The 26,579-nt window shown below is 73.9% G+C and carries 25 protein-coding genes; 17 read left to right on the plus strand and 8 right to left on the minus strand.

Features of this window, described 5'->3' with window-relative positions:
* Positions 1–400: 400 nt before the first annotated feature.
* Positions 401–1,417, minus strand: coding sequence for a cupin-like domain-containing protein (locus O7611_RS17095; protein WP_269697204.1), 1,017 nt, complete (start codon positions 1,415–1,417; stop codon positions 401–403).
* Positions 1,414–1,593, minus strand: coding sequence for a hypothetical protein (locus tag O7611_RS17100; protein ID WP_194802816.1), 180 nt, complete (start codon positions 1,591–1,593; stop codon positions 1,414–1,416). Before O7611_RS17100 ends, O7611_RS17095 begins: the two co-directional genes overlap by 4 nt.
* A gap of 279 nt (positions 1,594–1,872) precedes the next feature.
* Between O7611_RS17100 and O7611_RS17105 the strand changes: the two genes are divergently transcribed.
* The 4 genes from O7611_RS17105 to O7611_RS17120 all read left to right on the plus strand — a co-directional run bounded on the left by O7611_RS17105 (position 1,873) and on the right by O7611_RS17120 (position 6,144).
* Entirely contained in the window at positions 1,873–3,828 is a 1,956-nt protein-coding gene (locus tag O7611_RS17105) for a sensor histidine kinase (RefSeq protein ID WP_194802815.1), read from the plus strand.
* The gene (locus O7611_RS17110; protein WP_269697205.1) at positions 3,825–4,502 is read left to right on the plus strand and encodes a response regulator transcription factor; all 678 of its coding nucleotides are present in this window, start codon (positions 3,825–3,827) and stop codon (positions 4,500–4,502) included. Before O7611_RS17105 ends, O7611_RS17110 begins: the two co-directional genes overlap by 4 nt.
* A 417-nt stretch (positions 4,503–4,919) precedes the next feature.
* Positions 4,920–5,216 carry a DUF1540 domain-containing protein gene (locus O7611_RS17115; protein ID WP_135240735.1) on the plus strand — a complete coding sequence of 99 codons (297 nt, stop codon included), beginning with the start codon at positions 4,920–4,922 and terminating at the stop codon, positions 5,214–5,216.
* 151 nt (positions 5,217–5,367) lie between these two features.
* Entirely contained in the window at positions 5,368–6,144 is a 777-nt protein-coding gene (locus O7611_RS17120) for a DUF2470 domain-containing protein (protein ID WP_194802814.1), read from the plus strand.
* A 178-nt stretch (positions 6,145–6,322) separates the two neighbouring features.
* Here O7611_RS17120 and O7611_RS17125 read toward each other — a convergent pair whose 3' ends face one another.
* Both O7611_RS17125 and O7611_RS17130 read right to left on the minus strand, forming a co-directional pair.
* Entirely contained in the window at positions 6,323–7,738 is a 1,416-nt protein-coding gene (locus O7611_RS17125) for an FAD-dependent oxidoreductase (RefSeq protein WP_269697206.1), read from the minus strand.
* A 74-nt stretch (positions 7,739–7,812) separates the two neighbouring features.
* A complete protein-coding gene (locus tag O7611_RS17130; RefSeq protein WP_442929352.1) occupies positions 7,813–8,139 on the minus strand; it encodes an ArsR/SmtB family transcription factor in 327 nt (108 codons plus the stop codon).
* A 172-nt stretch (positions 8,140–8,311) separates the two neighbouring features.
* Here O7611_RS17130 and O7611_RS17135 point away from each other — a divergent pair, with 172 nt between their 5' ends.
* From O7611_RS17135 to O7611_RS17155, 5 genes are all read left to right on the plus strand, one after another.
* Positions 8,312–8,695 carry an ArsR/SmtB family transcription factor gene (locus O7611_RS17135; protein WP_269697208.1) on the plus strand — a complete coding sequence of 128 codons (384 nt, stop codon included), beginning with the start codon at positions 8,312–8,314 and terminating at the stop codon, positions 8,693–8,695.
* Between the two features lie 69 nt (positions 8,696–8,764).
* Complete coding sequence (arsB, locus tag O7611_RS17140) at positions 8,765–9,850, plus strand: ACR3 family arsenite efflux transporter (RefSeq protein WP_194802810.1); 1,086 nt, start codon at positions 8,765–8,767, stop codon at positions 9,848–9,850.
* Between the two features lie 58 nt (positions 9,851–9,908).
* Positions 9,909–10,316: an arsenate reductase ArsC gene (locus O7611_RS17145; RefSeq protein ID WP_194802809.1), complete on the plus strand. Its 408-nt coding sequence runs from the start codon at positions 9,909–9,911 to the stop codon at positions 10,314–10,316.
* A 68-nt stretch (positions 10,317–10,384) separates the two neighbouring features.
* The gene (locus tag O7611_RS17150) at positions 10,385–10,747 is read left to right on the plus strand and encodes an ArsR/SmtB family transcription factor (protein ID WP_135240741.1); all 363 of its coding nucleotides are present in this window, start codon (positions 10,385–10,387) and stop codon (positions 10,745–10,747) included.
* A 64-nt stretch (positions 10,748–10,811) separates the two neighbouring features.
* Complete coding sequence (locus O7611_RS17155; RefSeq protein WP_194802808.1) at positions 10,812–11,486, plus strand: pyridoxamine 5'-phosphate oxidase family protein; 675 nt, start codon at positions 10,812–10,814, stop codon at positions 11,484–11,486.
* An 18-nt stretch (positions 11,487–11,504) separates the two neighbouring features.
* Here the strand turns inward: O7611_RS17155 and O7611_RS17160 are convergent, their stop codons facing one another.
* Complete coding sequence (locus O7611_RS17160) at positions 11,505–12,413, minus strand: NB-ARC domain-containing protein (protein WP_269697209.1); 909 nt, start codon at positions 12,411–12,413, stop codon at positions 11,505–11,507.
* Between the two features lie 315 nt (positions 12,414–12,728).
* On the opposite strand from O7611_RS17160, the gene O7611_RS17165 reads away from it, so the two are divergent.
* Genes O7611_RS17165 through O7611_RS17190 form a run of 6 tightly spaced genes read left to right on the plus strand, consistent with a single transcriptional unit; the run spans position 12,729 to position 17,817 of the window.
* The gene (locus O7611_RS17165) at positions 12,729–13,109 is read left to right on the plus strand and encodes a cupin domain-containing protein (RefSeq protein ID WP_194802806.1); all 381 of its coding nucleotides are present in this window, start codon (positions 12,729–12,731) and stop codon (positions 13,107–13,109) included.
* Complete coding sequence (locus tag O7611_RS17170; RefSeq protein WP_194802805.1) at positions 13,102–14,460, plus strand: class I tRNA ligase family protein; 1,359 nt, start codon at positions 13,102–13,104, stop codon at positions 14,458–14,460. Before O7611_RS17165 ends, O7611_RS17170 begins: the two co-directional genes overlap by 8 nt.
* Positions 14,453–15,496 carry an NAD(P)/FAD-dependent oxidoreductase gene (locus tag O7611_RS17175; RefSeq protein WP_194802804.1) on the plus strand — a complete coding sequence of 348 codons (1,044 nt, stop codon included), beginning with the start codon at positions 14,453–14,455 and terminating at the stop codon, positions 15,494–15,496. The genes O7611_RS17170 and O7611_RS17175 overlap by 8 nt, the downstream gene beginning before the upstream one ends.
* Positions 15,496–16,755: a lysine N(6)-hydroxylase/L-ornithine N(5)-oxygenase family protein gene (locus tag O7611_RS17180; protein WP_194802803.1), complete on the plus strand. Its 1,260-nt coding sequence runs from the start codon at positions 15,496–15,498 to the stop codon at positions 16,753–16,755. Before O7611_RS17175 ends, O7611_RS17180 begins: the two co-directional genes overlap by 1 nt.
* Positions 16,746–17,135: a hypothetical protein gene (locus tag O7611_RS17185; protein ID WP_269697210.1), complete on the plus strand. Its 390-nt coding sequence runs from the start codon at positions 16,746–16,748 to the stop codon at positions 17,133–17,135. Before O7611_RS17180 ends, O7611_RS17185 begins: the two co-directional genes overlap by 10 nt.
* Entirely contained in the window at positions 17,128–17,817 is a 690-nt protein-coding gene (locus O7611_RS17190; RefSeq protein ID WP_269697211.1) for a LysE family translocator, read from the plus strand. Before O7611_RS17185 ends, O7611_RS17190 begins: the two co-directional genes overlap by 8 nt.
* 44 nt (positions 17,818–17,861) lie before the next feature.
* Here the strand turns inward: O7611_RS17190 and O7611_RS17195 are convergent, their stop codons facing one another.
* Genes O7611_RS17195 through O7611_RS17205 form a run of 3 tightly spaced genes read right to left on the minus strand, consistent with a single transcriptional unit; the run spans position 17,862 to position 22,919 of the window.
* Complete coding sequence (locus O7611_RS17195) at positions 17,862–19,385, minus strand: class I SAM-dependent methyltransferase (RefSeq protein WP_194802800.1); 1,524 nt, start codon at positions 19,383–19,385, stop codon at positions 17,862–17,864.
* 34 nt (positions 19,386–19,419) lie between these two features.
* On the minus strand, positions 19,420–21,201 hold the full coding sequence (locus O7611_RS17200) for an ABC transporter ATP-binding protein (RefSeq protein ID WP_194802799.1): 1,782 nt from the start codon (positions 21,199–21,201) through the stop codon (positions 19,420–19,422).
* On the minus strand, positions 21,198–22,919 hold the full coding sequence (locus O7611_RS17205) for an ABC transporter transmembrane domain-containing protein (protein WP_194802798.1): 1,722 nt from the start codon (positions 22,917–22,919) through the stop codon (positions 21,198–21,200). The genes O7611_RS17200 and O7611_RS17205 overlap by 4 nt, the downstream gene beginning before the upstream one ends.
* A gap of 170 nt (positions 22,920–23,089) precedes the next feature.
* Between O7611_RS17205 and O7611_RS17210 the strand changes: the two genes are divergently transcribed.
* Both O7611_RS17210 and O7611_RS17215 read left to right on the plus strand, forming a co-directional pair.
* Positions 23,090–25,081, plus strand: coding sequence for an acyl-CoA dehydrogenase family protein (locus tag O7611_RS17210; RefSeq protein ID WP_269697212.1), 1,992 nt, complete (start codon positions 23,090–23,092; stop codon positions 25,079–25,081).
* A 222-nt stretch (positions 25,082–25,303) separates the two neighbouring features.
* The gene (locus O7611_RS17215) at positions 25,304–26,536 is read left to right on the plus strand and encodes a cellulose binding domain-containing protein (protein ID WP_194802796.1); all 1,233 of its coding nucleotides are present in this window, start codon (positions 25,304–25,306) and stop codon (positions 26,534–26,536) included.
* The last annotated feature ends 43 nt before the right edge of the window (positions 26,537–26,579 follow it).

Here is a 26,579-nt window from a genome sequence, read left to right on the forward strand (position 1 = left end):
GGACTCATTCTGCAACGCCGTCCAACGCTCTCGCAAACCCCATCCTGTCGGGAAGCCGATGATCGATGGACGACAACTCGACGTGGATCTTCGAGAACGGACGCCCATTCAGGGGCGCCTTTTCACGCATCGCCGCAGATGGCGGCGGGGGCGGGCGCCGGGGCGTCGCGGCCTCCCCGGGGCGCCGCCGTGCCGGGCAACCCGGCGAAAAAATTCTTCGCGTACGGTTGCCCGGGTGGCGACGGTGGACATGAACGGGGGACCGGGGGTGCGCCCGTCGTACCACGCGCGCCTCCCCCGGACGGCGGACGCGGTCGGCCGACCGGCGGACGCGGTCGACCGACCGGCCGACCGTGCCGGCGACGCCGCAGCGTCCACTGTGGCTGGAGTGTGATGCTCGCTACACGGCCTCGGCACCGGCCGCCGGCGGCGTGGCCATCCGATGGTTCCGGCCGGGCACCCGGAAGTGGTGGAACGTGACGGTGGCGCTGACGTCCAGCGCGTGCACCCAGTGCCACCAGCCGACCGGCACCAGCAGCATCTGCCCCGGTTCGAGCACCGTCTCCAGCACCGTCGCCTCGGCGTACCGGGGATGCCGGTCGAGGTCCGGTCGTGCCGCGTCCACCGCACTGAACGTCCCGCCGCGGGGATAGACGAGGTGCCGCTGGTACGACGGCACCAGCCGGACGTGCTTGCGGCCGAGCACCTGGCAGAGCAGCACGGTGCTGTTGTCCACGTGCAACGGCGTCACGGTACCGGCCGGCCCCAGCAGCAGGTGCCCGCCACCGGCCGGGTCGACGAGGTGCGCCGGCGGCCGCACGTCGGCGGCGAGCGCCCGCAGCGCGCCGTTCCAGTTCTCGTTGCGCGGCACCATGTAGTAGTCGTTCGTCCGCGCGCCGGAGTCCAGCAGCGCCACGTAGTCCGCGAACGGCATGGTGGTGCGGTGCCTGTCGTACTGCCAGGCGTGGTCGGGGTTCGCCTCGCGGCCGGTCATCACCTCGACGACCGCGTCCGGGCACCTGCGGGCCATCCGGGCCGGGGTCCAGTCCCGCGCGGGCCAGTCCTCCATCAGGCCGTCGAGCACTACCGGCCGGTTGCCGTAGTAGTAGCGGGCGAAGAACTCCTCGGCGCCGGGGTCGGACCGGCGCTCCAGGACACGGCCCCCGTCGTCCTCGCGCAGCACCCGGTAGGTGTCCAGCACCGACTCCATCCAGTCGTAGCGAAGCGCGAGCCGCCGGCACACGGCGAAGTACGGGTGGCCGGCGAGCGTGGCCAGCTCCGCGTCGACGGCGTCGGCGTCCGCGCCGGCGGCGACGGCCGCCGCGCGGGCCTGCCCGGCGGCGACGCCCATCGCCAGGTTCTCGGCGAGCCACTCCCGCCAGGCGGGGAGCAGGCCCGGCGCGGCGGCCAGCGTCACCGGGTGACCTCGACGGGCGGAGCGGCCGGCGCGGCCGGGCGGAGCGACAGCACCACGGCGTCGCCTCGGGCGTCAGCGGGCGGCGGCGTGAGCCGGGGCGCCCGGCTGTACTCGGAGCAGTTGACGTAGGAGTTCTTGACGTGGGCCGGGATGTGGTCCGGCGTGTTCTCGGTCATGCCCGGCAGTCAACCGGCGCGGCGTCCCGGCCCGCCAGGGACGCCGATCCCGTCCGGCCCGGGACGCCGTCGCCGCACCGCACGGCCGATCCCCCCGTCCCGGCCGGACCGGGACATCCGCCCCTGGCCGCCGGGACACCGCCGCCCGCAGGGTGACGGCGGCGGGCCGCGCCGGCGCGGGAACGGTACGGCGGGCCCGCGCACCGCCCGGCCCGCCATCCGGCTCACGCCGTTCAGGTGGTCCCCCGACGCCTCCCGGCCTGACACAGTGGACCCGACATGCGTGACGAACTCCTCACTCCGCGTCGAACGGCCTGGGCCGTCCTCGTCGCCACCGGCGTGCTCACGCTCGGCGCGGTCGCCGGCTGGGCGGTGGCGACTCCCCCGTTCACCGCCGCCCAGCTCTACTCGCTCGTCGACCTGCTCGACGGCGTCGTCTACGGCGCGGCGGCATGGCTGATCCTGAGCCGCCGGCGCAGCGGCAGCCGGCTTCCGGGGTGGATCGCCACGGCGGCGGCGCTCGGCGGCGCACTCGCCGCGTGCTGTGCCCAGTGGCAGCTCGCTGTCGGTGGGCCGCCGCTGCTGACCGCAGTGCACCAGTGGGCCTGGGTGCCCGGCCTCTACTCGCTCGTCGTGGTCATGCCCTGGCTGCTGCCCGAGCGGCCGCCGAGCCGGCTCGACCGGGTCGCTGTCGCCATCGGCCTCGGATACGTGGCGCTGACGGTGGCCGTCCTCGCCACCGCGCCGCCGCCGGTGGGAGTGGTGCCGCTGACGCCGGAGCTGCGCGACGCCCGCGCCGCGCTGCTGCGACAGTTGTCCCCCGTCCTGCCGTACGCGCTGGTCGGGCTCGGCGCGCTCGCCGCCGCCGGCGTCGCGTGGCGGTGGCGGCGCGGGGAGCCCGCGCGGCGCAACGGCCTCGGCTGGGTGACAGCGGGCAGCGCGTTGCTCACCCTGGCCTTCCTGGCCACGCTTCTGCCACCGGCGGTGGTGCCGCCGGCCGCGCCCGCGCTGCTGATGCTCGCCTCCCAGGCGTTCTTCCCCGCGGCGGTGGCAGTGGTGGTGCTGCGCCAGCAGTTGTGGGGCCTGCGGCTGGCCGTCCGGCGCACCCTGGTCTGGTACCTGATGACCGCGACGGTGATCGCCGCCTACTGCGCGGCGGTCGCCGTGTCCGACCGGCTGCTGCCGCACGCCGCGCCGCTGCCGCAACTGCTGGTCACCGGCGTGATAGCGGCGGCCTTCCAGCCGGTCCGCGCGCTCGTGCAGCGACGCGTGGACGGGCTCGTGCACGGCGAGCCGCCCGAACTCCTGCTGCACCGGGTGGTGCGCAGCGGCGGCAGCACGACCGACATCGGCGCGACGGTGGCCACCGCGCTGCGGCTGGCCGACGTGCGGATCACCGAGGACGGGCCGCAGCCGCCGCCGCACGAGGGCGGGCCGCCGGTCACCGTGCCACTGGTCCGCGGCGACCGGCTGGTCGGCCACCTGCACGCCTGGCCCCGGCCCGGCGAACTGCTGGACGACCGGGCCGGGGAGGCGCTCGCCGTCCTCGCCCCGGTGGTCGCCGCGATGGTGGACCTCGCCGGCACGAACCGGGACCTGGCCCGGTCGCGGCAACGGCTGGCGGAGGTACGCGACGAGGAGCGCCGCTCGCTGCGCCGGGACCTGCACGACGGCCTCGGGCCGGCGCTCAGCGGCATCGGGCTGGGCCTGGCCGCCACCCGCAACCTGCTGCGCCGCGACCCGGACCGGGCCGAGGATCTGCTGGACCGGCTGACCGAGGAGCTGACCGCACGGGCGGCGGAGGTGCGGGAGCTGGCGCACGGGCTGCTGCCGCCGGTGCTCGCCGACGGCGGGCTGCGTCCCGCCCTGGACCTGCTGCGCACCCAGTACGCGCGGGCCGGGCTGCGGATCGTGATGCGCGCACCCGCCTCGCTGGACCCGCTGCCGGAGCGGGTCGCCACCGCCGCGTACGGCGTCACCGCCGAGGCGGTGCGCAACGTGCACCGGCACGCCGGGGTGGACACCTGCACCGTGTCGCTGGACCGGCGACCGGACCTGCTCCGGGTCACCGTCACCGACGAGGGCCGGGGCGTGGCCGCCGGGCCGGTCCGCCCCGGCGTGGGGCTGCACGCCATGCGGGAACGGGCGCAGGCGGTCGGCGCGACGCTGACCGTCGGGCCGGCCCCCTCCCGTGGCACCACCGTCTGCCTGACCGTCCCCCTGGAGTGCCGGTGACCGACCGCCCGATCCGCGTCGTCGTGGTGGACGACCACCCGGTCTTCCGGCTCGGCATGAGCGCGCTGCTGGACACCCTCGACGGCATCGAGTGCGTCGGCGAGGCCGCCGACGCGTCCGAGGCCCGGGCGCTGGTCGGCAGCACCCGGCCGGACGTGGTGCTGATGGACCTCCATCTCGGGCCGGGGTCCGGGATCGAGGCCACCCGGGCGTTGAGCCGTGACCACCCGGAGGTCCGGGTGCTGGTGGTGACCATGCTCAACGACGACGCCTCACTCGTCGCCGCGGTACGTGCCGGAGCGCGTGGATACGTGCTCAAGGGGGCCTCGGCCGCAGACGTGGAGCGCGGCATCCGGGGTGTGGCCGGCGGCGACCTGGTCCTCGGCGGCCCGCTCGCCGACCGCGCCGCCGCCCTGCTGGGCGCCCGCGCCGACGGCCCGTTCCCGGAACTGACCGACCGGGAACGCGAGGTGCTCGGCCTGCTCGCCCGGGGCCTGTCGAACCCGCTCATCGCGCACCGGCTCGGGCTGAGCGCCAAGACCGTACGGAACAACGTCTCCGCCATTCTGGTCAAACTCCGTCTCGGCAGCCGCGCCGAGGCGATAGCCCGGGCGCGGGACCACGGAATGGGTAATCCGAACGCCGCCGAGCTGCCGCCGTCCCCGGCCCGCTGACCGGCGCCGCCGATTTCGAATCGGCACCCCGGGTCTCGATTCCGATGCGGGCGGCGGAGACGATTACCGCCCGCTGTTCCGGATGACGGTCCCGGCACCGGCCGGTCGGCTTCGTGGCTGCTCAGAGGTGCTGCGCCGGCCGCCCTGTAGCGCCCGAAGCGGGCGGAGAAAGACGTCTCCCCACCTGGAAAGAAAGCCTTCCCTAACCAAGGTAAGGCTCATCTTCGCCGGTCCGGGACTCGGCGCGGAAACGACTGCTTACGGCCGCCAACCCCGCATTCCGTTGTTAAGGTGAGCATGATCCTCACTGACGGCGGACGGGTTTGCGGACCGGACCGCCCGGCAAATACCCGATGGCATTCGAGCACCACGAGGCCGGCCGTTCGTGTCCGCCGGCCCGCATGACTTGGAGGCACCATGAAGACCCTGTTGCAGTCTCCGCCGGTACGTGAATGCGCCGCCACCGCGTGCAGCTTCAACGACAACGGCTGTCACGCTCCCGCGATCACCGTGGCGGCGTCCGCCGACGCGGCCTCCTGCGCGACGTTCGTCGAGTCCTCGCTCAGCGGCGGGATCGCCGAGGTCACCGGCGCGGTCGGCGCCTGTGCGCGGGCCGAGTGCGTGTACAACACCAACCTCGCCTGCACCGCCGAGTCGATCACGGTCGGGCCGGGCGCCACGGTCAGCGACTGCCTGACCTATCAGCCCGCCTGACGAACCGGACACCACGCCCGTACGGGTCACGGCGCCACCGTCGTGACCCGTACGGCATGTGCGGCATCCGACCCGCCGTTGCACAGGTAAGCCTTACCTACTACCGTCTGACCTGGGCCGACTTCACCCCTTCCCGGCCGAGGAGACAGACATGGCGTTGCACCCCGCCGGGCGCCCGGCCCCGTCGGCCGGCGTCGCCCCGGTCACCGCAGGGCCGTCGGCGCTTCCCGCCACGCCCCGCGACGCCGTCTCCGCCCGGTGCGTGCTGAGCGCCGCCTCCTCGGTGCGGCTGACGCTCGGCGACACCACCGCCGATCTCCTCTCCGCCCACGCCGTCCTCCCCGACGGCACGATCGTGCTCGCGGTCGACGCGATGAGCCGCACCGGTGGCCTGCTGGTCGCCGCGCGCGGCCACAGCGGTGCGGTACGCCTCGACGTGACCCACCTCGCCCCGGTCGCCGTGCGCTCCCGGGTGCGCGCCCGGCTGCGGATCGTCGGCACCGCCCGCCGCTTCGACCCGGCCGCGCTCGACGCCTGCGACCCGGCCACCGTGATGTCGCTGCTGGATCTGCCGCCGGTGGCGCTGTGGGCACTCGCGCCGGACGAGATCGTCCTCGACCGGGCCGCCGAGCCCGTCGCGGTGGACCTCGGCACGTACCGCGCCGCCCGTCCGGACCCGATCGCCGTCGACGAGGCCGCCCACCTCGCGCACCTGGCCCGGTGCCACGGCGACCTCCTGGACCGGCTCGGCACGCTCGTCGACAGGGGCGCCGACGGGACGCGGATCGTCCCGGTCGCGCTCGACGCCGAGGGCATCGTGCTGCGCGCGGAGCGGTCGGGCGGTCACACCGACACCCGGTTGTCCTTCGCCCGGCCGGTCACCGCCGGCGCCGGCCTCGCCGAGGCGCTGCGGACGCTGCTCGCCTAGGGCGCCCGGGCGGACCTCGCCCGCCCGGATCGAGGCTGCTCACGAGCGTCGCAGATCAGCCGGCTTCGCCGTCGTACCCGCCGCTTCCGCTCTGTACCGAACGCATCGCAGCGGCGGCGGCGCGCCCACCCGTGGCGCCCACCGACGGTGGGGTCGGCGGGCACCGTCGTGGTGGTCGTCAGCTGGTGCAGCAGACGCCGGCCTGGCCGCCGGCCGGGGTGTCGAGACTGACCAGGCTGAGCGGTGCGGAGAGCAGGCCCCCGGAGATTCCGGTCGCCAGCCCCTGTGCGGCCGGCGGGGCCGCGGGGTCGGGGCCGCAGCAGCCGTCGGTGCCGGTGGAGTCGGCGGGGTTGCTGTTGCAGACGCCGGTCTCGGGCAGGTCGAGCTGGACGTCGCGGGCGGCGTCCCAGTCGCCGGCGAGAGCGGCGGCGACGGAACGGACCTGCTCGTATCCGGTGGCCATGAGGAACGTCGGTGCGCGGCCGTAGCTCTTCATGCCGACGGCGTAGTAGCCGGCCTCGGGGTGCGCGAGTTCGGCGGCACCGTGCGGGGGAACGGTGCCGCAGGAGTGCTCGTTCGGGTCGATCAGCGGGGCGAGGGCGCGGGTCGCGCCCATGACCGGGTCGAGGTCCAGCCGCAGCTCGGCCGCGATCGAGTGGTCGGGGCGGAAGCCGGTGGCGGCGACGACACGGTCCACGGTGACGGACTCGTCGGTGCCGTCGGCGTGACGGACGACCACGGCGACCCGGCCCTCGGCCGGGGTGAGGGCGTGCACGGAGAAGCCGGTGAGCAGCCGGATGCGGCCGGCGTCGACGTGGTCACGCAGCCGGGCGCCGAGCGCGCCGCGGGCGGGCAGGGCGTCGGCGTCTCCGCCGCCGTAGGTGCGGGCCGGGCTGGACGAGCGGATCGCCCAGATCACCTCGGTGCCGGGTTCGGCGGTGGCCAGCTCGGCCAGCGACAGCAGGGTGTTCGCGGCGGAGTGGCCGGCGCCGACGACGAGGGTGCGCCGGCCGGCGAAGCGGTGCCGGTCGCCGCCGAGCACGTCGGGCAGCGCGTGGTCGAGGAACGCCGCCGCGTCCTCCTCGCCCCGGGCGGGCAGGCCGGAGGCGCCGAGGACGTTGGGGGTGCCCCAGGTGCCGGAGGCGTCGATGACGGCGCGGGCCAGCAGCTCCTCGCCGTCGGCGAGGCGGATCAGGAACGGCGTCTGTTCGCGGCCGGCGGTACGCAGCCGGTCCAGGCCGAGCCGGCTGATCGCCGTTACCCGCGCGCCGTAGCGCACGTGGGGCTTGAGCTGCGGCAGCTCCGCGAGAGGCTGGAGGTAGCCGGTGACCAGCTCTGCGCCGGTGGGCAGGACGTCACCGGCCGGTGCGACCCAGCCGGCGTCGTCGAGCAGCCGGCGGGCGGCCGGGTCGACGTTGTACCGCCACGGGGAGAACAGTCGCACGTGCCCCCACTGCCGCACGGCCGCGCCGGCGGTGTCACCGGCCTCCAGGACGAGGAAGGGCAGGTCACGCTCGCGCAGGTGGGCGGCGGCGGCCAGACCAACCGGGCCCGCGCCGATCACCACGACGGGCGACTCGTCCAGGACACTCATCGGGAACTCCTCTGTATTGACAGTTTTCGAATCAGTCAGGTGCGGTGACGTCACGTCGCGCCACCGGGCAGCCGTCAGCAGACTCCGACCGGATCGGGCGCCGGGCGACCCATCACGACGTCGGCGGCGGACGGGAAGCAGCCGACACAGGCGTCGTTGATGCGATAGTGGCGTGCGGTGCCGACCGGCTCGACGAGCACGAACCGCACCTCGGTGAGGATCTTCAGGTGCTGGGAGACGGTGGACTGGGCGAGCCCGACCGCGGCGACGAGTTCCCCCACGCTCATCGGCCGGGCGTGGCGGGCCAGGTACTCCACGATCTGCACCCGCGTCGGGTCCGCGAGCGCCCGGAACCACGAGGCGTAGATCTGCGCGGTGTCGCGGTCGAGGAGGTCGCCCACCACCACTCCTTCAATCGTTTATCGCCGATCGACGATGAAGCCTAGCAGGCGCCGGAGCTGACGACCGCCGGACGGGCACCGCGTGACGACGCCCTCCCCGGCGGGCACCCTGTCTTGATGTCGTTCTAAACAAAGACTTGCACGCTGATTAGATAGATGTCAACCTAGAGACATGCCGAAGCAACAGGCGCCGATCCCCCTCGTCGACCTCAGCGCCGACGCGCCGTGCTGCCCCCCGCTGGCGCAGCGCCGGGTCCCGGCCGAGACCGCGGCGGTGCTCGCGCCCGCGTTCAAGGCCCTCGGCGATCCGGTACGGCTGCAGCTGATGTCGATGATCGCCTCCGCCGAGGGCGGCGAGGTGTGCGTGTGCGACCTGACGCCGGCGTTCGACCTGACCGGGCCGACGATCTCCCACCATCTCAAGACGCTGCGCGAGGCGGGCCTGGTGGACGCCGAGCGGCGGGGCACCTGGGTCTACTACCGCGCGCGGCCGCAGATCCTGCGCCGGCTCGCCGGCCTGCTGTCGATCGAGCCGGCCGCCGCAGAGCAGCGGTAGCCCTCGAGGGAGCGGTCCGATCACCGCCGAGCCCCGTTGCCGCCACACCGACACCCCACTGGAGCGTCCATGAGCACCGCCACCAGAGCCGACCATGCCACGCCGGTGGTGGCACGCCTGTCGCGCCTCGACCGGTTCCTGCCGGTCTGGATCGGTCTGGCAATGGTCGCCGGTCTGCTGCTCGGTCGGATCGTCCCCGGCCTGGACGACGCTCTCGGCGCCGTCGAGGTCGGTGGCATCTCCCTGCCCATCGCCCTCGGCCTGCTGATCATGATGTATCCGGTCCTGGCCAAGGTCCGCTACGACCGCCTCGACACCGTCACCGGTGACCGGCGCCTCCTGGTCTCGTCGCTGGTCCTCAACTGGATCGTCGGTCCCGCCGTCATGTTCGCCCTGGCCTGGGTGTTCCTGGCCGACCAGCCGGAGTACCGCACCGGTCTGATCATCGTCGGCCTGGCCCGCTGCATCGCGATGGTCATCATCTGGAACGACCTGGCCTGCGGTGACCGGGAGGCAGCGGCGGTCCTCGTCGCCGTCAACTCGGTGTTCCAGGTCGTCGCCTTCGGCCTGCTCGGCTGGTTCTACCTGTCGGTGCTGCCGGGCTGGCTGGGTCTGGACGGCGCCGCGCTGGATGTCTCCGGCTGGGACATCGCCGGTAACGTACTCGTCTTCCTCGGCATCCCCCTGCTCGCCGGCTACCTCTCCCGCCGCCTCGGCGAGCGCACCAGGGGCCGCGACTGGTACGAGCGGCGGTTCCTGCCCAGGGTCGGGCCCGTCGCCCTGTACGGACTGCTGTTCACCATCGTCGTGCTGTTCGCCCTGCAGGGCGAGGCCATCACCGACCGGCCGGCCGACGTGGCCCGCATCGCTCTGCCGCTGCTGGCCTACTTCGCCCTCATGTGGGCCGGCTCCTACCTGCTCGGCCGGGCCATCGGTCTCAACTACGAACGCACCACCACCCTGGCGTTCACCGCGGCGGGCAACAACTTCGAACTGGCCATCGCGGTCGCGATCGGCACCTTCGGGATCGCCTCCGGCCAGGCCCTCGCCGGTGTCGTCGGCCCGCTGATCGAGGTCCCGGTCCTCGTCGGCCTGGTCTACGTGTCGCTGTGGGCCCGCGCCCGCCTGTTCCCCGCGCCGGGCACCCGGCCGTGAGACGCCCCGACCGCGCTGCGGCACGCCGCGCGGCAACCACCCGTATCAGGGAGACCCGATGAGCGGCAAGCCCAGCGTCCTGTTCGTCTGCGTGCACAACGCCGGCCGTTCCCAGATGGCCGCCGGGTGGCTGCGCCACCTCGCCGGCGACACCGTCGAGGTGCGCTCCGCCGGCAGCGCGCCGGCCGGCCAGGTCAACCCGGCCGCCGTCGAGGCCATGCGGGAGGTCGGTATCGACATCACCGGCCAGACCCCCAGGCTCCTGGAGTACGAGACGGCGGAGTCCTCGGACGTCATCGTCACGATGGGCTGCGGCGACGCGTGCCCCGTCTTCCCGGGCAAGCGGTACGAGGACTGGAAGCTCGACGACCCCGCGGGCAAGGACGTCGACGCGGTACGCCCCGTCCGGGACGAGATCCGCGCCCGGGTGGAACGGCTGCTCGCCGAACTGCAGTCGACACCGTAGTGGTAACCGACGATGATCCGGTCCTGATTGCACCGGCGGGCGGCCGCCGTTGGTGCGACGATGCAAGCGTGGGAACTGCGAAGACTGCCACCCCTGCCATCTCGCCGCTCACCGGCGAGCCGATCAAGCGTGCCGACGCCGAACGCCTCGCGGGCGTCCTGAAGGCGTTGGCCGACCCGGCCCGGCTGCGCCTGCTCAGCCTGATCCAGTCCGCGCCGGAGGGCGAGGCGTCCGTCAGCGACCTCACCGCGCCGCTCGGTCTCTCCCAGCCGACCGTCAGCCATCACCTCCGGATCCTCACCGAGGCCGGCCTGATCGAGCGGGAGAAGCGGGGTGTGTGGGCGTACTACCGCCTGGTGCCGTCCGCGATCTCGGCGATCGCCGAGTTGCTGACGCCGCCTCGTAAACGGCCGACGAAGAAGGTCCGCTGACCCGGCACCCTTGAGGTGCGCGGCCCGAGCCGGTAGAAACGGCGGGGCCGACAGGAGGTCAGTCATGACCGACACCGACGGGCGGTTGTCCGCGACGCCGCGTACGACCCTGCGCCGGATGAAGGAAAAGGGGCACCGCGACCGCGCCGCCCTGTTCGACGTGCTCCGGGCCGCCGCCGTCTGCCATCTGGGCGTGCTCGTCGACGGCGGACCGATGGTCGTGCCGACCGTCTACGGCTTCGACGACAGGCACCTCTATCTGCACGGCTCGGTGGCCAGCCGGAGCCTCACCACTGACGCCGAGGTCTGCGTGACGGTCACCGTGGTCGACGGGCTGGTCCTGGCGCGCTCGGTGTTCGAGCACGGGATCAACTACCGCAGCGCGATGATCTACGGCCGGCCCCGGTGGGTGACCGACGCCGAGGAGAAGGTGTACGGCCTGCGGCTGCTGACCGAGCACGTCGCCCCCGGCCAGTGGGACCACGCCCGCCGGCCGAACCGGCGGGAACTGGCGGCCACCGCGCTGCTGGCGCTTCCGCTGACCGAGGCGTCGGTCAAGACGCGCAGCGGACCGCCGGACGACGGCGACAGCCCGGACGCCGCCCTCGGGCTCTGGGCCGGCGAGCTGCCGCTTGTCGCGCGCTGGGAGCAGCCGGTGACCGACCCGGCGCTGCCGCCGGCGACGCCGGTGCCGGCGCACGTCGCGGCGCGCGCCGGCACCCGCGCCGACCAGGGCTGACAGGCGGCACCCGGTCCGTCACCGGAGCTGGCGGGCCACCTCCGCCAGCGGCAGCCGGGGCTGGACGGCCGCGCGGGCGGCCACCACGGCGAGCGCTCGGGGCACACCGGCGCAGTGCGCGATGATCTCCCGTACCGCCGCGCGCTCGGCGGTGAGGCGACGCTCGCCGAGGCGCGCCGCCAGCAGGTCCCACGCCTCACCGGCGGCCAGCTCGTCGACCACGACCGGGCACGCGGCCTCGCCGACGACCAGGCCGGTGAGGCGGTGCCGGCTGGTCACGACCACCATGCAGCCGGGTACGCCGGGCAGCAGCGGCCGCACCTGGTCGGCGTCGCGGGCGTCGTCGAGGACGATGAGCATCCGGCGTCCGGCGAGCGCGCTGCGGTAGAGCCCGGTGCGCGCCGCCGGTCCGCACGGGACCCCACCGGGTACGTCGAGCGCCTCGATCAGGCCGCCGAGCGCCTCGGCCGGCGCCACCGCCGGCCGTACCGGGTCGCTGCCGCCGAGCTGGACGTGCAGCACCCCGTCGGCGAACCGGGCGGCCGACCGGTGCGCCCAGCGCAGCGCCAGCGCCGTCTTGCCGATGCCGGACCGGCCGGACAGCACGCACACCACCACGCTCGACATCCGCCGCGGCCCGCCGTCGAGCAGCCGGTCGAGTTGCCGCAGTTGTGCCGAACGGCCGGTGAAGCCGGGGATCTCCAGCGGCAGCTGCATGGGACGGATCCGGGCCGCGACCGCCGGGTGGGCGGGCAGGCCGAGGACCTCGCGGAGCAGCCGGACGGTCGCGGGCCGCGGACGGGTCACCCGCGACGACTCCAGGTTGCGGATGCTCCGGACGCTCAGTCCGGTGCGGGCGGCCAACTCCTCCTGTGTCAGGTTGGCCATTCGCCGTGCGGTAGCGATCTCATGACCCAACGTATCCATGTAGCCGATCACAGCGTCGTCTCCGTACCGGTTCTGGTGGATTCATGACGGTGGACCACCGAAGCCGCGGCCGCTGAGCGGGCAGTCAGCAGCGACATTGCCGGTGATCTGCCGGTGAAGCTCCTGTTGGCCAGACGAGGTTAAGTCCACAGTGGGTCCGACGCTATCGACCGGAGTCGAATCGACGGTCGACGAGGCGGGTGCTTCCCGGCATCGGTGCAGCGTCGCAGAAGCAGCACTTCCGGTCACTCTCCGCAAACCTCAGACCCGTCCGGCGCGGGCCCGGCGGGCAGCGCGCCGACCAGGAGGACGAACATGCGAAGGTACGTCAGCGACACCGCCGAACTCACCGACGAGTACGGCATCCGGATCGGCCGCTGGACGCAGTACCGCGATCTCGGCCCGTTGCCGTTCGACGCCATGTGGTGCGTGATCCCGCCCGGTGGCAGCAGCAGCGAGGACATCCACCCGGAGGTCGAGTTCGCCGTGGTGACCCGCGGCACGGCCATCTACGAGGCGGGTGGCGAGAAGGTCGAGGTGCCGACCGGCGGCGTGATCCTGCTCGAACCCGAGCAGAGCCACGTCATCCACAACCCCTCGCCGGAGCAGCCGCTCACCATCCTCAGCATCTACTGGATGCCCCGGCCCGGCGACTCGGCGCAGCCCGGCGCGGACGACGGAGCCGGCCGTGACTGACGCCGCCACCGGCGCGGTGCTGGTGGTGACGCCGCCACCGACGCCGAACGGGCCACTGCACCTCGGGCACCTCAGCGGCCCGTACGTCGCCGGGGACATCGCGGCCCGCGCGCTGCGTGCCGCCGGCCGGCGGGTGGTGACCCAGTGCGGCCTGGACGCGCACCAGAACTACGTGCTCGCCCGGGCGGAGGCGCGGGGCGAGACTCCCGCCGACACCGTCGCCCGCTACGGCTCGTCGATCCACGCCGCGCTGCGCGCCGCGCGCATCCGGTACGACGTGATGGCCGACCCGTCTGCCGACGCCGGCTACCGCCGGGCGGTGGCGCACCTGCTCACCGAACTGGTGGAGGCGAAGGTGGTGGAGGTCGCCCCGGTGTCGCTGCGCGCCTGCGCGGCCTGCCGCCGGACCCTGCACCACGTGCGGGTCGCCGGGCGCTGCCCGGCCTGCGGCGCCGGCGCGAACGGCGGCACCTGCGAGGGCTGCGGCGGGTTCTGCACCGCCGCGAACCTCGTCGGCGCGCGCTCGACCTGCTGCGAGGCGGAGCCCGAACCGGTCACGCACACGGTCCCGGTGCTGCGGCTCGACGAGCACCGGGAGCGGCTGGCCGAGTTCTGGTCGCGCGCGGTGCTGCCGCCCCGGCTGCGGCGCCTCGTCGCGTCGTACCTCGACGGCGGGCTGCCGGAGGTGCCGCTGGCGTACCCGACGGACTGGGGCATCGAGTGGGACGACGGCCTGCGCGTCGACGTCTGGGCCGAGATGGCCCTGGCCAACCTGGTGCTGCCCGCCCGCCACCTGCGGCCGGACGCGGACACGCTGGCCGGGTACCTCGACGCGTGGCGGGACGTGGACGAGCAGTGGATCTTCCTGGGGGTCGACAACGCGTTCTACTACGCGCTGCTCATCCCGGCCCTGCACCTGGCCGCCGGCCTGCCCGACCGGCCGACCGGGCTGGTCGTGAACGAGTTCTACCGGCTCACCGGCGCGAAGTTCTCCACCAGCCGCGAGCACGCGATCTGGGCGCACGAGTTCCTCGCCACCGAGGACCCGGCGGTGGTCCGGGCGTTCCTGAGCTGGGACCGGCCGGACAGCTACGAGTCGGACTTCCGGCCGGAGGCGTACGAGGCGTTCGCCGCCCGGTACGCCGCGACAGTCGCCGGAACCACCGCCGGGCTGGACGGCATGCTCGCCGACACCGAGCTGACGCGCGGTGAGCAGGCGCTGCGGCCGGAGCACTTCGACCCGGCCACCGCGGTCCGGGCGGCGCTGGCCGCGTACCCCGGTGCGCCGGAGCGGGCGGCCCGCCTGCTCGGCGTCGTCGGCGGCGCGGAACCGGCGGGTTCGGATGGGTGAGCCGCGCGTGCTCGTCGTCGGCGCGGGCGTGAGCGGCGTCCTGCTCGCCCGGCGGCTGCGGGACGCGGGCGCCGACGCGGTCCTGATCGGTCCGCACGGCGGCGGTCCGGACGGGCGGCCCGCCGACGCGACGGCCGCGTCCGGTGGGCTGGTGCGGGCCTTCGAGCCCGATCCGGCCGCCCGGTCCCTCGCCGCCGCGAGCCTCGCCGAACTGCTGGCCGATCCGTCCCTCGCGACCGCGGCCGGGTGGCGGCGGACCGGCTCGCTCTACCTGCTCGACGCCGGGTCGGCGGCCGGCGTGGACGGCGCCGAGGTGCTGACCCGGGGCGAGGTCGCCCAGCGGTTCGGTTTCGCCGGGCTCCCGGACGGCACGGTGGGGATCTGGGAGGACCGGGCCGGCTACCTCGATCCGGACCGGCTGCGCCGGGCCGTCCTGCGTGGCCTCGGCCGGACCGAGACCACACCGGTGGCGCGCCTCGACGACCGCGTGGTCGAGCTGCGCGACGGCCGCCGGCTCACCGGCGACCTCGTCGTCGTGGCCGCCGGGGCCTGGACCCCGCGCCTGCTGCGCGCCGCCGGGCTGCCGGCCTCGCTGCGCACCAAGCACATCCAGTACGCCCACCACGTCACCGGCCGCGGCGACCTGCCGTGCTTCGTGGACGAGACCAGCGGCCTCTACGGCCGGCCGGCCGGTCCGGGGCGGGTGCTGCTCGGGCTGCCGAGCGACAGGTGGGACGTCGACCCGCCGGCCCCGGAGCCGGACGCCGCGCTGGCGGCACGGGTCCTGACCGTGGCCGCGCGGCGGCTGCCCGGCCTGGATCCGCGACCGGCCGGCCCGCCGGTGAGCGCCGCCGACTGCTACAGCGACCCCGCCGGCCTGGCCCTGCGCCATGTGTCCGGTGCGGTGCACACCTTCACCGGCGGCAGCGGCGGCGCCGCCAAGACCGTCCTGGCCGCCAGCCGGCTCGCCACCACCGCCCTGCTGAACACCCGAACCGCGATCCCTGTCCCCCACGGCCAGACAGAGGAAGACTGATGACGCAGACCTTTCACACAGTGGGAATCGGCGCCGGGCCGGCGAACCTGAGCCTCGCGGCGATGTACGACACCCTCGCGCCGCACGACATCGCGCTGTTCGAGGCCCGCGACCGGCCGGGCTGGCACGACGGGATGCTGCACAGCGGCGTCCGCATGCAGACCGGCTGGGTCAAGGATCTTGTCTCGCTCTACGACCCGACCCACCCGCTGTCGTTCCTCAACTACCTGGTCACCACCGGCCGGGTGTACGCCCTGCTGGGCGCCGGGTTCGACACCATCCCCCGGATCGAGTACCAGCAGTACCTGGTGTGGGCGGCGGGTCAGCTGCCGCGCATCACGTACGGCACCCGCGTCGACCGGGTGGAGTTCGACGGCGCGCTGGTCAGCCGCAGCGGCGGTGCGGAGGTCGCCCGCTCCCGGCACCTGGTGCTCGGCAGCGGGACCGTCCCCTTCGTACCGGAGTTCCTGGACGCCCTCGACCCCCGGCACCTGTTCGTCGCCGACGAGCTGCACCAGCGCCTCGCCACCGTGCCGGACGAGCCGGACCTGCCGTGGATCGTGATCGGCAGCGGCCAGACCAGCGCGGAGTGCGTCGCGGCGCTGCTCGCCCGCGGGTGCCGCGACATCAGGTGGATCGGACGGCGGTCGTGGTTCGCCCCGCTGGAGGACTCGCCGTCGGCGAACGACCTGTACCGGCCCGCCTACCAGGAGGCGTTCCTCACCCTGTCCCGGGACGTGCGGGAACGCCTCGTCTCCGGCCAGATCCTGACCAGCGACGGCATCTCACCCGGCACGTTGCGCGGCATCTACCAGCACAACTACGAGGAACGGCTGCGCACCGGCCGGTTCCCGGTGACGATCATGCCGAGCCGTACCGTGACCGGCGCCCGGCAGCTCGACGGGGAGGTCGAGCTGGAGTGCCTGACCGCCGGCAGCGGCGAGGAACGGCACCGGGCGGTGAACCTGGTCGTCGCGGCGGGGCGCCGGCAGGCGCCGCTGCCCTTCGACCCGGAGCTGACCGCGCTGATCGACCTGGACGAGCGCGGCGAACCGGTCATCGAGTCGGACTACTCGATCCGGTGGAAGCACGCCGACGACCACAAGATCTTCGTGCTGAACCGGGGGCGGTACGTCCAGGGGCTCGTCGACTCCAACCTGAGCATCCTGCCGATCCGCAGCGCGATGATCCTCAACTCGATCGCCGGCCGTACGGTCTGCCGGTTCCGCGACGACTACCTGAGCACCCGATGGGCGTGAGCGCGATGACATCGTTCGACTACGACGACCGGATCTTCGTCTCCGTCGACCACGCCGGTGACGCCGACCCGCTGCGGGGCCACTACCACCAGCGCGGCGACCTGGTCTGGGCGGAGATCTCCGGCGGCCCGGTCCGGCACGGCCGGCTCGCCGGCACCTGCGACGCGCAGGGCGTGGTGCGCTTCGCGTACGTGGAGGTGCTCACCGACGGCAGCATCGTGGTCGGCGAGTGCGAGTCGCGGCCCGAGCGGCTGCCGGACGGCCGGATCCGGCTACGCGAGCAGTGGCGCCGGCACGGGCCGCGCCGCGACAGCGGTGTCTCGGTCATCGAGGAGGCCGCCCCGGCGCGCGCCGAGGCGCGGGAGGAGCAGCGTGTCTGACATCCAGATCGTCAGCTTCGTCGCCGCGAGCCTGCTCATCATCATCGTGCCGGGCGTCGACTTCGCCCTGGTCACCCGGCAGACCGTGCGGTACGGGCGGCGGGCCGGGTTCGTGGTGCTGGCCGGGCTGTTCGCCGCCGCGCTGGTGCACGCCTCGCTCGCCACCGCAGGCCTGTCCGCCCTGCTCGTGTCCTCGCCGGCGCTCTACACGGTGCTGCGCGTCGCCGGTGCGCTGTACCTGCTCTACCTGGGCGGCACCATCCTCTGGGCCACCCGGCCCCGCCGGAGCGCCCCGGTGGCGCAGCCGGTCCCGGTCGGCGCGGGCGGGGCCGGCACAGGGGCCGCCGCGCCGGTTCAGGACGTCCCGGCCGACGACGAGCCGCACGTGGCCCGGCGCTCGTTCGTCATGGGCGTCACCAGCCAGCTGCTGAACGTCAAGGTGGTCGTCTTCTACGTCTCGTTCGTGCCGCAGTTCGTCAAGCCCGGCGACGGCGCGGCGGCCCGTACGGCGGTGCTGGCCGCCACGTTCATCGGCCTCGCGGTGCTCTGGTGGGCCTGCTACATCCTGCTCATCGACCGGTTGCAGCCCTGGCTGACCCGGCCGTCGGTGCTGCTGGTGATCGAACGGCTGACCGGGCTGATCCTGATCGTCCTGGCGGTACGGATCGCGCTGAGCCACTGAGCCGCACCCCGTGGGCGCCCGCCGGTCCGGTGGGCGCCCACGGGTCAGGCGTTGCGCGGGCGGTGGGCGACGGTGAGGACGTGGGTGGTCGGCCAGTCCAGCGGCCGGCCGTCCAGGTCGGTCAGGGACGCGACCGGTGCGATCCGGTTGTCGATCACCCAGTCGTTGCGGACCGGCGCCGAGGCGGGGCCGATCTCGAAGCCCACCTCGGCGAGCAGCTCCGACCAGTCGGCGAAGCTCAGGCCGCAGAACTGCTCCTTCGTCTCCGACAGCCAGTTGTCGGTGTAGTCCTTGCGGGTCAGGTAGTCCATCGCCGCACCCAGGCCGAGGCGTACCGCGCCGTCGGCGAGCGGCTCGTAGTCGAAGCCGAACGCGAAGTCCACGGCGAACTGGTCCAGCCGGGCCCGCGTCGACAGTCTCGAGACGTACCGCCGGACCTCGGCCGAGGGCAGATCGGCCAGGTCACGGCGGGGCGAGGCGGGGTTGTCGCCGTCGTCTGTGGTCAGCCGCAGGATCACCGGCCGGTCCGGCTCGTCCGGCCCGCACACGTCGCTGTTGATCCAGACGCCGCCGGGCACCGTGTGGTCGTGGATGCGGCGGGCGAACTGGAGCAGCGACTCCCGCTGCCGCCCGTACGACCAGATCTCGTGGGTGAGCGCGAAGGTGAGCGTGGTGTCGACCGAGCGGTCCTTGAACACCGCGCCGCCGAGGACGTTGCGGTGGAAGAAGTAGACGTTGGCGTTGCGGAACACGCCCTGCGCCTTCTTGTGCAGGCACTCCTGGTAGAGGTGGCGGGCCACCTCCACGCCGATCAGGTCGCTCTCCCGCAGCGTGGCCTCCCGGTCGGCCAGTTCCAGGACGGCACCCGCCCCGCAGCCGATGTCCACGATGCGGCCGGGCTGCACGTACCGGCGAACCGAGTCCCACTTGCGTTCGGCGGCCGAGGCGAACGCCTCCACGTAGGTGCGGTAGTCGCGGGTGACGGTGAGGCCGCCCTCGTCGCCGACGAGCGGGTCGTTGACCACCGACCGGATCGCCTCGACCAGGCGGTAGCGCTCGAACACGTCGATCGTCGCCGGATGGGTGAGCGACCGCCAGCTCTCGTCGCCGGCGGCCAGGCGCAGCAGCACGTCCCACGGCCGTTCCGGGGTCTCGGGCAGGTCCGGGTCGGCCTCGACCTGCGCGATCGCGAAGCCGAGCCGCTCGTACAGCTTGGCGACCTCCGGCGTGGAGCAGGCCACCACGGTGTCGGCGGGGGTGAGTTCGAGTCCGGTGGCCACCGCGATGCTCTTGAGCGTGACCTCGGCGAACGCGTCGGTGTACGCGGTGTCGAAGATCGGTACGGCCAGCGAGCGCAACCCGGTCAGCACGCTGAACCGCTCGATCGCGGCCTCCCGCCTGTGGTACGCGACGGGGTTGCGCCTGGTGTTCTCGTGGTTGGCCGACGTCACCGCCCAGACCACTGTGGCCTCGTCGCCGGCGAGCCGGCTCAGGTAGTCGGCCTGGAACCGGGTCAGCAGGTGGTGCCGCCCCGGGAACAGCACGAAGCGGGTCGGCAGGTCGGTCATGGTCACCTCGCCTGGGCGGTGGAGCGGGCGGTGATCATACCGGGACGCGCCAGGAACGCCAGAGATGGCCGTACCGGCCGTCGGCGGCGAGCAGTTCCTCGTGCGTGCCCTGCTCCACGATCCGGCCGTGGTCGAGTACGACGATCCGGTCCGCGCTCACCGCCTGGCTGAGCCGGTGCGCCACGATCAGCGTGGTTCGCCCCTGCGTGGCCGCGAGGGCCGCCCGGTCCAGGTCGCGGGCCCCGGCGCTGCCCGCCTCGGCGGTCGCCTCGTCGAGCACGGCGACGGCGGGCGCGGTGAGCACCAGCCGGGCCAGGGCGACCTGCTGGGCCTGCGCGGCGGTGAGCCGGTGGCCGCCCTCACCGACCGGCGTCGCCAGCCCGTCCGGCAGGGCACGCAGCCAGCTAATGGCGCCGACCCGCTCCAGCGCGTCGAGCAGCTCGGCGTCGGTCGCCTCCGGGGCGGCCAGGCGCAGGTCCTCGGTGAGCGGGCCGGCGAAGACGTGCACCTCCTGGCTGACCAGTGCCACGTCCCGCCGGGAGGTGGCCTCGTCCGTCGCGGTCAGCGGCGCGCCGTCGAGGCGTACCGATCCGTCGGTGGGCGCGATGATCCCGGCGGCGATGCCGGCGAGCGTGCTCTTGCCGGCGCCGCTGGCGCCGACCAGCGCGACCCGCTCCCCCGGTGCCAGGCGCAGCTCGACGTCGGCGAGCACCAGCGGCCCGTCGTCGTAGTGGTGCCGGCGCACCGTGACGTCCAGCGCGGCCGGGCCGCGCGGGCCGGCGGGCGGGGCGGACGCGGTGGCCGGTGCGGTGTCGGGCAGGTTCGCCACGCCGACCAGCCGGGCGAGGCTCGCGCCGGCCTGCAGCACCGAGTCGGACTCCATCAGCAGCAGGCCGATCGGGTTGAACAGCCGGTGGAAGTAGAGCGCGGCGGTGGTCGCCGCGCCGACGGTGACCAGGTCGTCGCGGACCAGGAGGAAACCGGCCACGAGCACCGCGGCCAGGCCGAGGAACTCCGACCTGTTGATCCGCAGCCCGAAGCGGGTGTGCAGGTTGAAGATCTCCAGCGACAGGTCGCGGGCGAGGCCGGACCGCTCGGCGATCGCTGCCACGTGCGCGTCCTCGGTCCGGTACGCGCGCACCGTCGCCGCGCCGCGCAGCGCACCGGCCATCGCCTGCGTCCGCTCACCGGTGGCGACCCGCTCGCGGGCGTAGTACGGCATCGAGCGCCGCAGGTACCAGCGCAGCGCCAGTGCGTACGCGGGCGCGGCGACCAGCCCGGCGAGGCCGAGCCGCCAGTCCAGCGCGACCAGCCCGAACACGGTGAGCACGACGGACAGCAGCGCGCCGACGAACGCCGGGCCGCTCACCGCGATCACGTTCGTCACCACCGCCACGTCGTCGCCGACGCGGGCCAGCAGGTCGCCGGTGCCGGCCCGCTCCAGCGTCACGGACGGCAGGTGCAGCGCCCGGTCGAGGACGCGCTCACGCAGCCGGGCCAGCACCGTCTCGCCGAGCCGGGCCGCGAGCGCGGCACCGAGCGCGGTGAGCAGGCCGGTGAGCACGGCGGCGGCGGCGATCACCGCCACCCGGCCGGCGATCCGGGAGGCCGGGGCGTCGGCGATGACGTCGTCGACCAGGCGGCCGAGCACCCAGGGTGCGACCAGGCCACCGGTGGCGGCGGCGACGAGCACCGTCGCGGCGGCGGCGCTGAGGCCGGGCCGGTCGCGGAACCGGGCGACGAGCGTGGTCCAGGTCTGGCGGGCGGACGCGACGGGCAGCAACGTCCGGCCGGGGGTACGCGGTTCGGCGGTCACCGCAGCGTCTCCTCGCGGTAGCGGGGGTCCTCGGCGAGCAGGCGCTCATGTGGTCCCTCGGCGGCCACCCGGCCGTCGGCGATCACCACCACCCGGTCGGTGATGCGCAGCAGGGCCGGGCTGCTGGTGATCAGCAGCGTGCCCCGGGGCGCCGCCCGGCGCGCTTCGGCCAGCCCGTCGGCGAGCTGCGCCTCGGTGGCCGCGTCGACGGCGGTGGTCGGGTCGTGCAGCACCAGCACGGGCGGGTCGGCGTGCAGCGCCCGGGCCAGCCCGAGCCGCTGACGCTGTCCACCGGAGAGGTTCGCGCCCCGCTCGACGAGCCGGTGGTCGAGGCCGCCGGGGTGCGCGTCCACCACGTCCTGGGCGGCCGCAGCCCGGACGGCGGCGTGCAGCCGTGCCTGGTCGGTACGGGCGCCGGCGGCGAGGTTCGCCGCCACTGTGCCCTCGAACAGCGTCACGTCGTGCGGTTCGACGAGCACGGTGCCGCGCAGCGCGTCGACGTGCAGGTCGTCGGCGGGCACGCCGTCGACACGCACGGTGCCCCGGCGCACGTCCGGCGGCACCCGCCCGGACAGCAGCGCCACCAGCGCCTCGGCGTCGGCCGGGTCGTACGCGAGCACGCCGACCACCTCGCCGGGGCCGACGCGCAGGTTCACCCCGTCCAGTCCGGCGTGCCCGACGTCGTCGAGGGCGAGCCGGGGCCCGTCCGGGTGGGCCGGGGCGGGCGCGTCGCCGGGCCGGGTGAGCGGCTCGGCGCCGAGCACGCGCGCCACCCGGGCGGCGGAGGCGCGGGCCATCGCGAACAGCTGCACGCACCAGCCCATGGTCTGCACCGGCTCGGCGATGAACTGCGCGAGGCCGACCACTGTGACCAGCTCGCCGATGGTGAGCCGGCCGCGCAGGGCGAGCCAGCCGGCGACACCGGCGACCGCGGCGAGGAACAGGCCGTTCGCGGCGGTGGTGAGCCCGAGGTGCAGTCCCTTGGTGTTCGCGGCGCGCAGCGTCACGGCGAGCGCGTTGCGGCTGGCGGCGGCGTACCGGCCGGCGGCGTGGTGCTGGGCGCCGATGCCGCGCAGCACGCGCAGGCCGGAGACGAGGTCCACGGCGAGCGCCGTGGTCTCCGCCAGGGCCTCCTGCTGGGAGGTGCTGCGCCGGGACAGCAGCGGCGCCATCCGTTGCAGCACCAGCACCAGCACGGGTACGCCGACGAGCACGCCGAGCCCGAGCGGGATGTCGATGACCAGCAGCGCGGTCGCCGCGACGGTCAGCGCGGTCACCGCGGCGACACCGAACCCGGCGACCCGCACCACGTACGCGGAGAGTTCGGCGTCGGAGGCGGCGACCGAGAGCAGTTCACCGTCGCGCAGCCCGGAGCGGTGCCCGCGCGGGTCGAGCGCGCGCTCGGCGATCTCCACCCGGAGCAGGTGCGCCTCCCGTTCGACGGCGGCGAACGCCTGGCGGGCACCGTTGCGGTAGGCGAACGCCAGCACGGCGAACAGGGCGGCGAGGCCGGCGACCGAGTACGCGAGCGCCCACGGGTCGCCGGTCACCACGGCGCGGTCGATGATGACGCCGATCGCCACCGGCACGAGCGCCTCGGCGACCTGGTGCAGGCCGAGCAGCGTCACGCCGATCAGCACCGGCCGTCGCTGGCGGCGCAACGCCTGACGCAGCACGTACCGGGCCGTGACGACGCCGGCGGCGGGTTGCGGGGACACGAGGGGAGGCCTCCAGTGCTCGAAGTGAGGACAGCCTAACCTCAGCACGCGCGGTGACCGAGTCGGGTGGCACGGCTCACCACGGCCTCCGCCAGCGGGGCACGGTGACCGCCGGTAATGTTGATCAGGCCGAGAGTGCACCCATATGTCCGCTGCCCCGAGGAGCGACCATGCTCGATCACGCGTCCGGCCGCATCGACATCGCCCGCCTTCAGGAGACGCTCGACGGACCGTGGGCCGCGGTCCGCCGGGCTCACCGCGAACATCTCGACGAACGGTTCCTGCCGGTCTACGGCGAGACCGGCGACCAGGCGCGCGAGCGGATCACCCGGCTGCTCGGCGAACTCCCGGTCGAACTGGGTATCGCCGCGGGCTTCCCGGCCGAGTACGGCGGCCGGGCCGACGTGGGCGCCTCGATCGTCGCCACCGAGATGCTGGCGCAGGTCGACCTGTCACTCATGGTGAAGGCCGGCGTGCAGTGGGGCCTGTTCGGCGGCGCGGTCGCCGCGCTCGGCACCAAGCGGCACCACGACGCCTACCTGCGGGACATCGTCTCCGGCCGGATCTTCGGCTGCTTCGCGATGACCGAGACCGGCCACGGATCGGACGTACAGCAACTGCGCACCACCTGCGTGTACGACCCGCAGACGCAGACCTTCGACCTGCACACGCCGCACGAGGCGGCCCGCAAGGACTACATCGGCAACGCGGCCCGGGACGGGCGGATGGCCGTGGTCTTCGCCCAGCTGATCAGCGACGGGCGCCGCCACGGGGTGCACGCGTGGCTGGTGCCGATCCGCGACGAGCACGGCAACCCGATGCCCGGCGTGACCATCGGCGACGCCGGGCCCAAGGCCGGCCTGCTCGGCGTGGACAACGGGCGGCTCAGCTTCGACCACGTACGGGTGCCGCGGGACATGCTGCTGGACCGGTACGCGCAGGTGGCCGAGGACGGGACGTACTCCAGCCCGATCGAGAACGACTCCCGCCGGTTCTTCACCATGCTCGGCACGCTGGTGCGGGGCCGGGTCAGCGTGGGCGGCGCAGCGTCGGCGGCCACCAAGGCGGCGCTGGCCATCGCGGTGCGGTACGGCGACATCCGCCGCCAGTTCAGCGACGCCGAGGGTGACCGCGAGGTGCTGCTCAACGACTACCTGGCCCACCAGCGCAAGCTGCTGCCCGCGCTGGCCACCACGTACGCGCTGCACTTCGCCCAGACCGAGCTGGTCGCCGCACTCGACGAGATCCAGGGCGGCGACGGGCCGGTCGACGAGCACCGGCAGCGGGAGCTGGAGTCCCGGGCCGCCGGACTGAAGGCGGCGCAGACCTGGCACGCCACGCGCACCATCCAGATGTGCCGGGAGGCGTGCGGCGGCGCCGGCTACCTGTCGGAGAACCGACTGCCCAGCCTCAAGGCCGACACCGACGTGTTCACCACGTTCGAGGGCGACAACACGGTCCTGCTCCAGCTGGTCGCCAAGGGCATGCTGACCGGCTACCGGGACGAGTTCGGTTCGCTGGACGGCTGGGGGCGCGCCTCGTTCGTGGCCGAGCAGGTACGCGAGATGGTGCTGGAACGCACCGCCGCGCGGGCACTCATCGCGCGGCTGGTCGGCGCGGTGCCGGGCCGGGACGACGAGGTCGCCGTCACCGACCGGGGCTGGCAGCTCAAGGTGTTCGAGGATCGGGAGGAGCACCTGCTGGACAGCGCGGTCCGCCGTCTGCGCGGTGGTGCCTCCACCAAGAAGGACCGTCCGTTCGACATCTTCAACGACGTGCAGGACCACGTCCTCGCCGTCGCCGCCGCGCACGTCGACCGGGTGACCCTGGAGGCGTTCGTCGCGGGCATCGACGCCACCGCCGACCCGGCGGTCAAGGAGCTGCTGTCCCGGGTCTGCGACCTGTACGCGCTGAGCGTCATCGAGGCGAACAAGGGCTGGCTGCTGGAGCACGGCCGGCTCACCCCGGCCCGGTCGAAGGCGATCACCGGCGTGGTGAACGGGCTGCTCAAGGAGCTGCGCCCGTACATGCGCACGCTTGTGGACGGCTTCGCCATCCCTGATGCGTGGCTGCACGCCGCGATCCTGCGCGAGGAGCCGGAACGGCAGGAGAGGATGGCCGCCCACGACGCCACGGGCGACCCGCAGGCGGTCGCCGCATAGCCGGCCGGCGCCACGGCTCCCGGCCGCGGACCGGTAGCCGAACCGGCGGCAGACATCGACCGGCATGTATTGACACATTTCGTTACGGCGGTGATAGTAACTGCAAAAGCTCCCGCCGGTCCCTCCGCTGGGACGCATCGCGGCGGCGCCACACCGACGTGGCCGGCACACCGCCACCACCACCGTCCAGGGAGCGCCGTCACGACGTCCCCTGGAGGACGCATGAGAAGAAGATCGAAGATCTACGCGGCGCTGGCGGCCGCCATCGTCCCGCTCGCCTCCGTGGTCGTGGCGCTCGGCGCGACACCCGCGGGCGCCGCGATCGGCGGCTCGGGGCCCTACCCCGCCGACTACGAGACCTCGTCGAGCCTGCCCAACCACACCATCTTCCGTCCCCAGACGCTCCCGTCCGAGCGCCTTCCCGTCCTGGTCTGGGGCAACGGTGCCTGCTCGGCGAACGGGCTGTCGCAGGGCAACTTCCTGCGCGAGATCGCCTCCCACGGCTTCCTCGCCATCGCCAACGGCGCACCGAACGGCTCCGGCTCCACGAGCGCGCAGATGCTCACCCAGTCCATCGACTGGGCGGTGGCGGAGAACTCCCGGTCGGGGAGCAAGTACTACAACCGGATCGACACCACCAAGATCGCCGTGGCCGGGTTCTCCTGTGGCGGCGTCGAGGCGTACGCGGTCTCGAACGACCCGCGCATCACCACCACCGGCATCTTCAGCAGCGGCCTGCTCAACGACGCCGACGACTACCAGTTGCGGCGCCTGACCAAGCCGATCGCGTACTTCATCGGTGGGCCCAGCGACATCGCCTACCCGAACGCGATGGACGACTGGGGCAAGCTGCCGGCCGGGCTGCCCGCCTTCATGGGCAACCTGAACGTCGGGCACGGCGGCACGTACGACCAGCCCAACGGCGGCGAGTTCGGCCGGGTCGCGGTGCTCTACCTCAAGTGGCGCCTGAAGGGCGACATCAGCGCCGGCGCCAACTTCGTCGGCCCCGACTGCGGTCTGTGCCGCACCCAGTGGAGCGTCCAGCAGAAGAACCTGACGCTGGACGGCCCGGCGCCCACCACTCCCCCGCCCACGACCCCGCCGCCCACCACGCCCCCGCCGCCCACGACCCCGCCGCCGACCACGCCACCGCCGGGCGGGGCCTCCTGCACCGCCGTCTACACCGTCCAGGACCAGTGGAACGGTGGCTTCGTCGCAGGCGTGACGGTCACCGCCGGGAGCGCCGCGCTGACCGGCTGGCGCGTGACGCTCACGCTGCCCGGCGGCGCCGCGATCAGCTCGCTGTGGAACGGCGTGCCCAGCGGCACCAGTGGCACCGTCACCGTGGCCAACCAGAGCTACAACGGACAACTGGCCGCGGGGCAGACCACCACCTTCGGATTCCAGGGCACCGGAACCGGCGGCGGAGCCACCGCCACCTGCGCCGGAAGCTGAGCCACCTCGACGGGGGCCGGCGCCGGACGCCGGCCCCGTCGAG

It is taken from the genome of Micromonospora sp. WMMC273 (assembly GCF_027460285.1).
In the GTDB taxonomy this organism is placed as follows: Bacteria; Actinomycetota; Actinomycetes; order Mycobacteriales; family Micromonosporaceae; genus Micromonospora; species Micromonospora aurantiaca.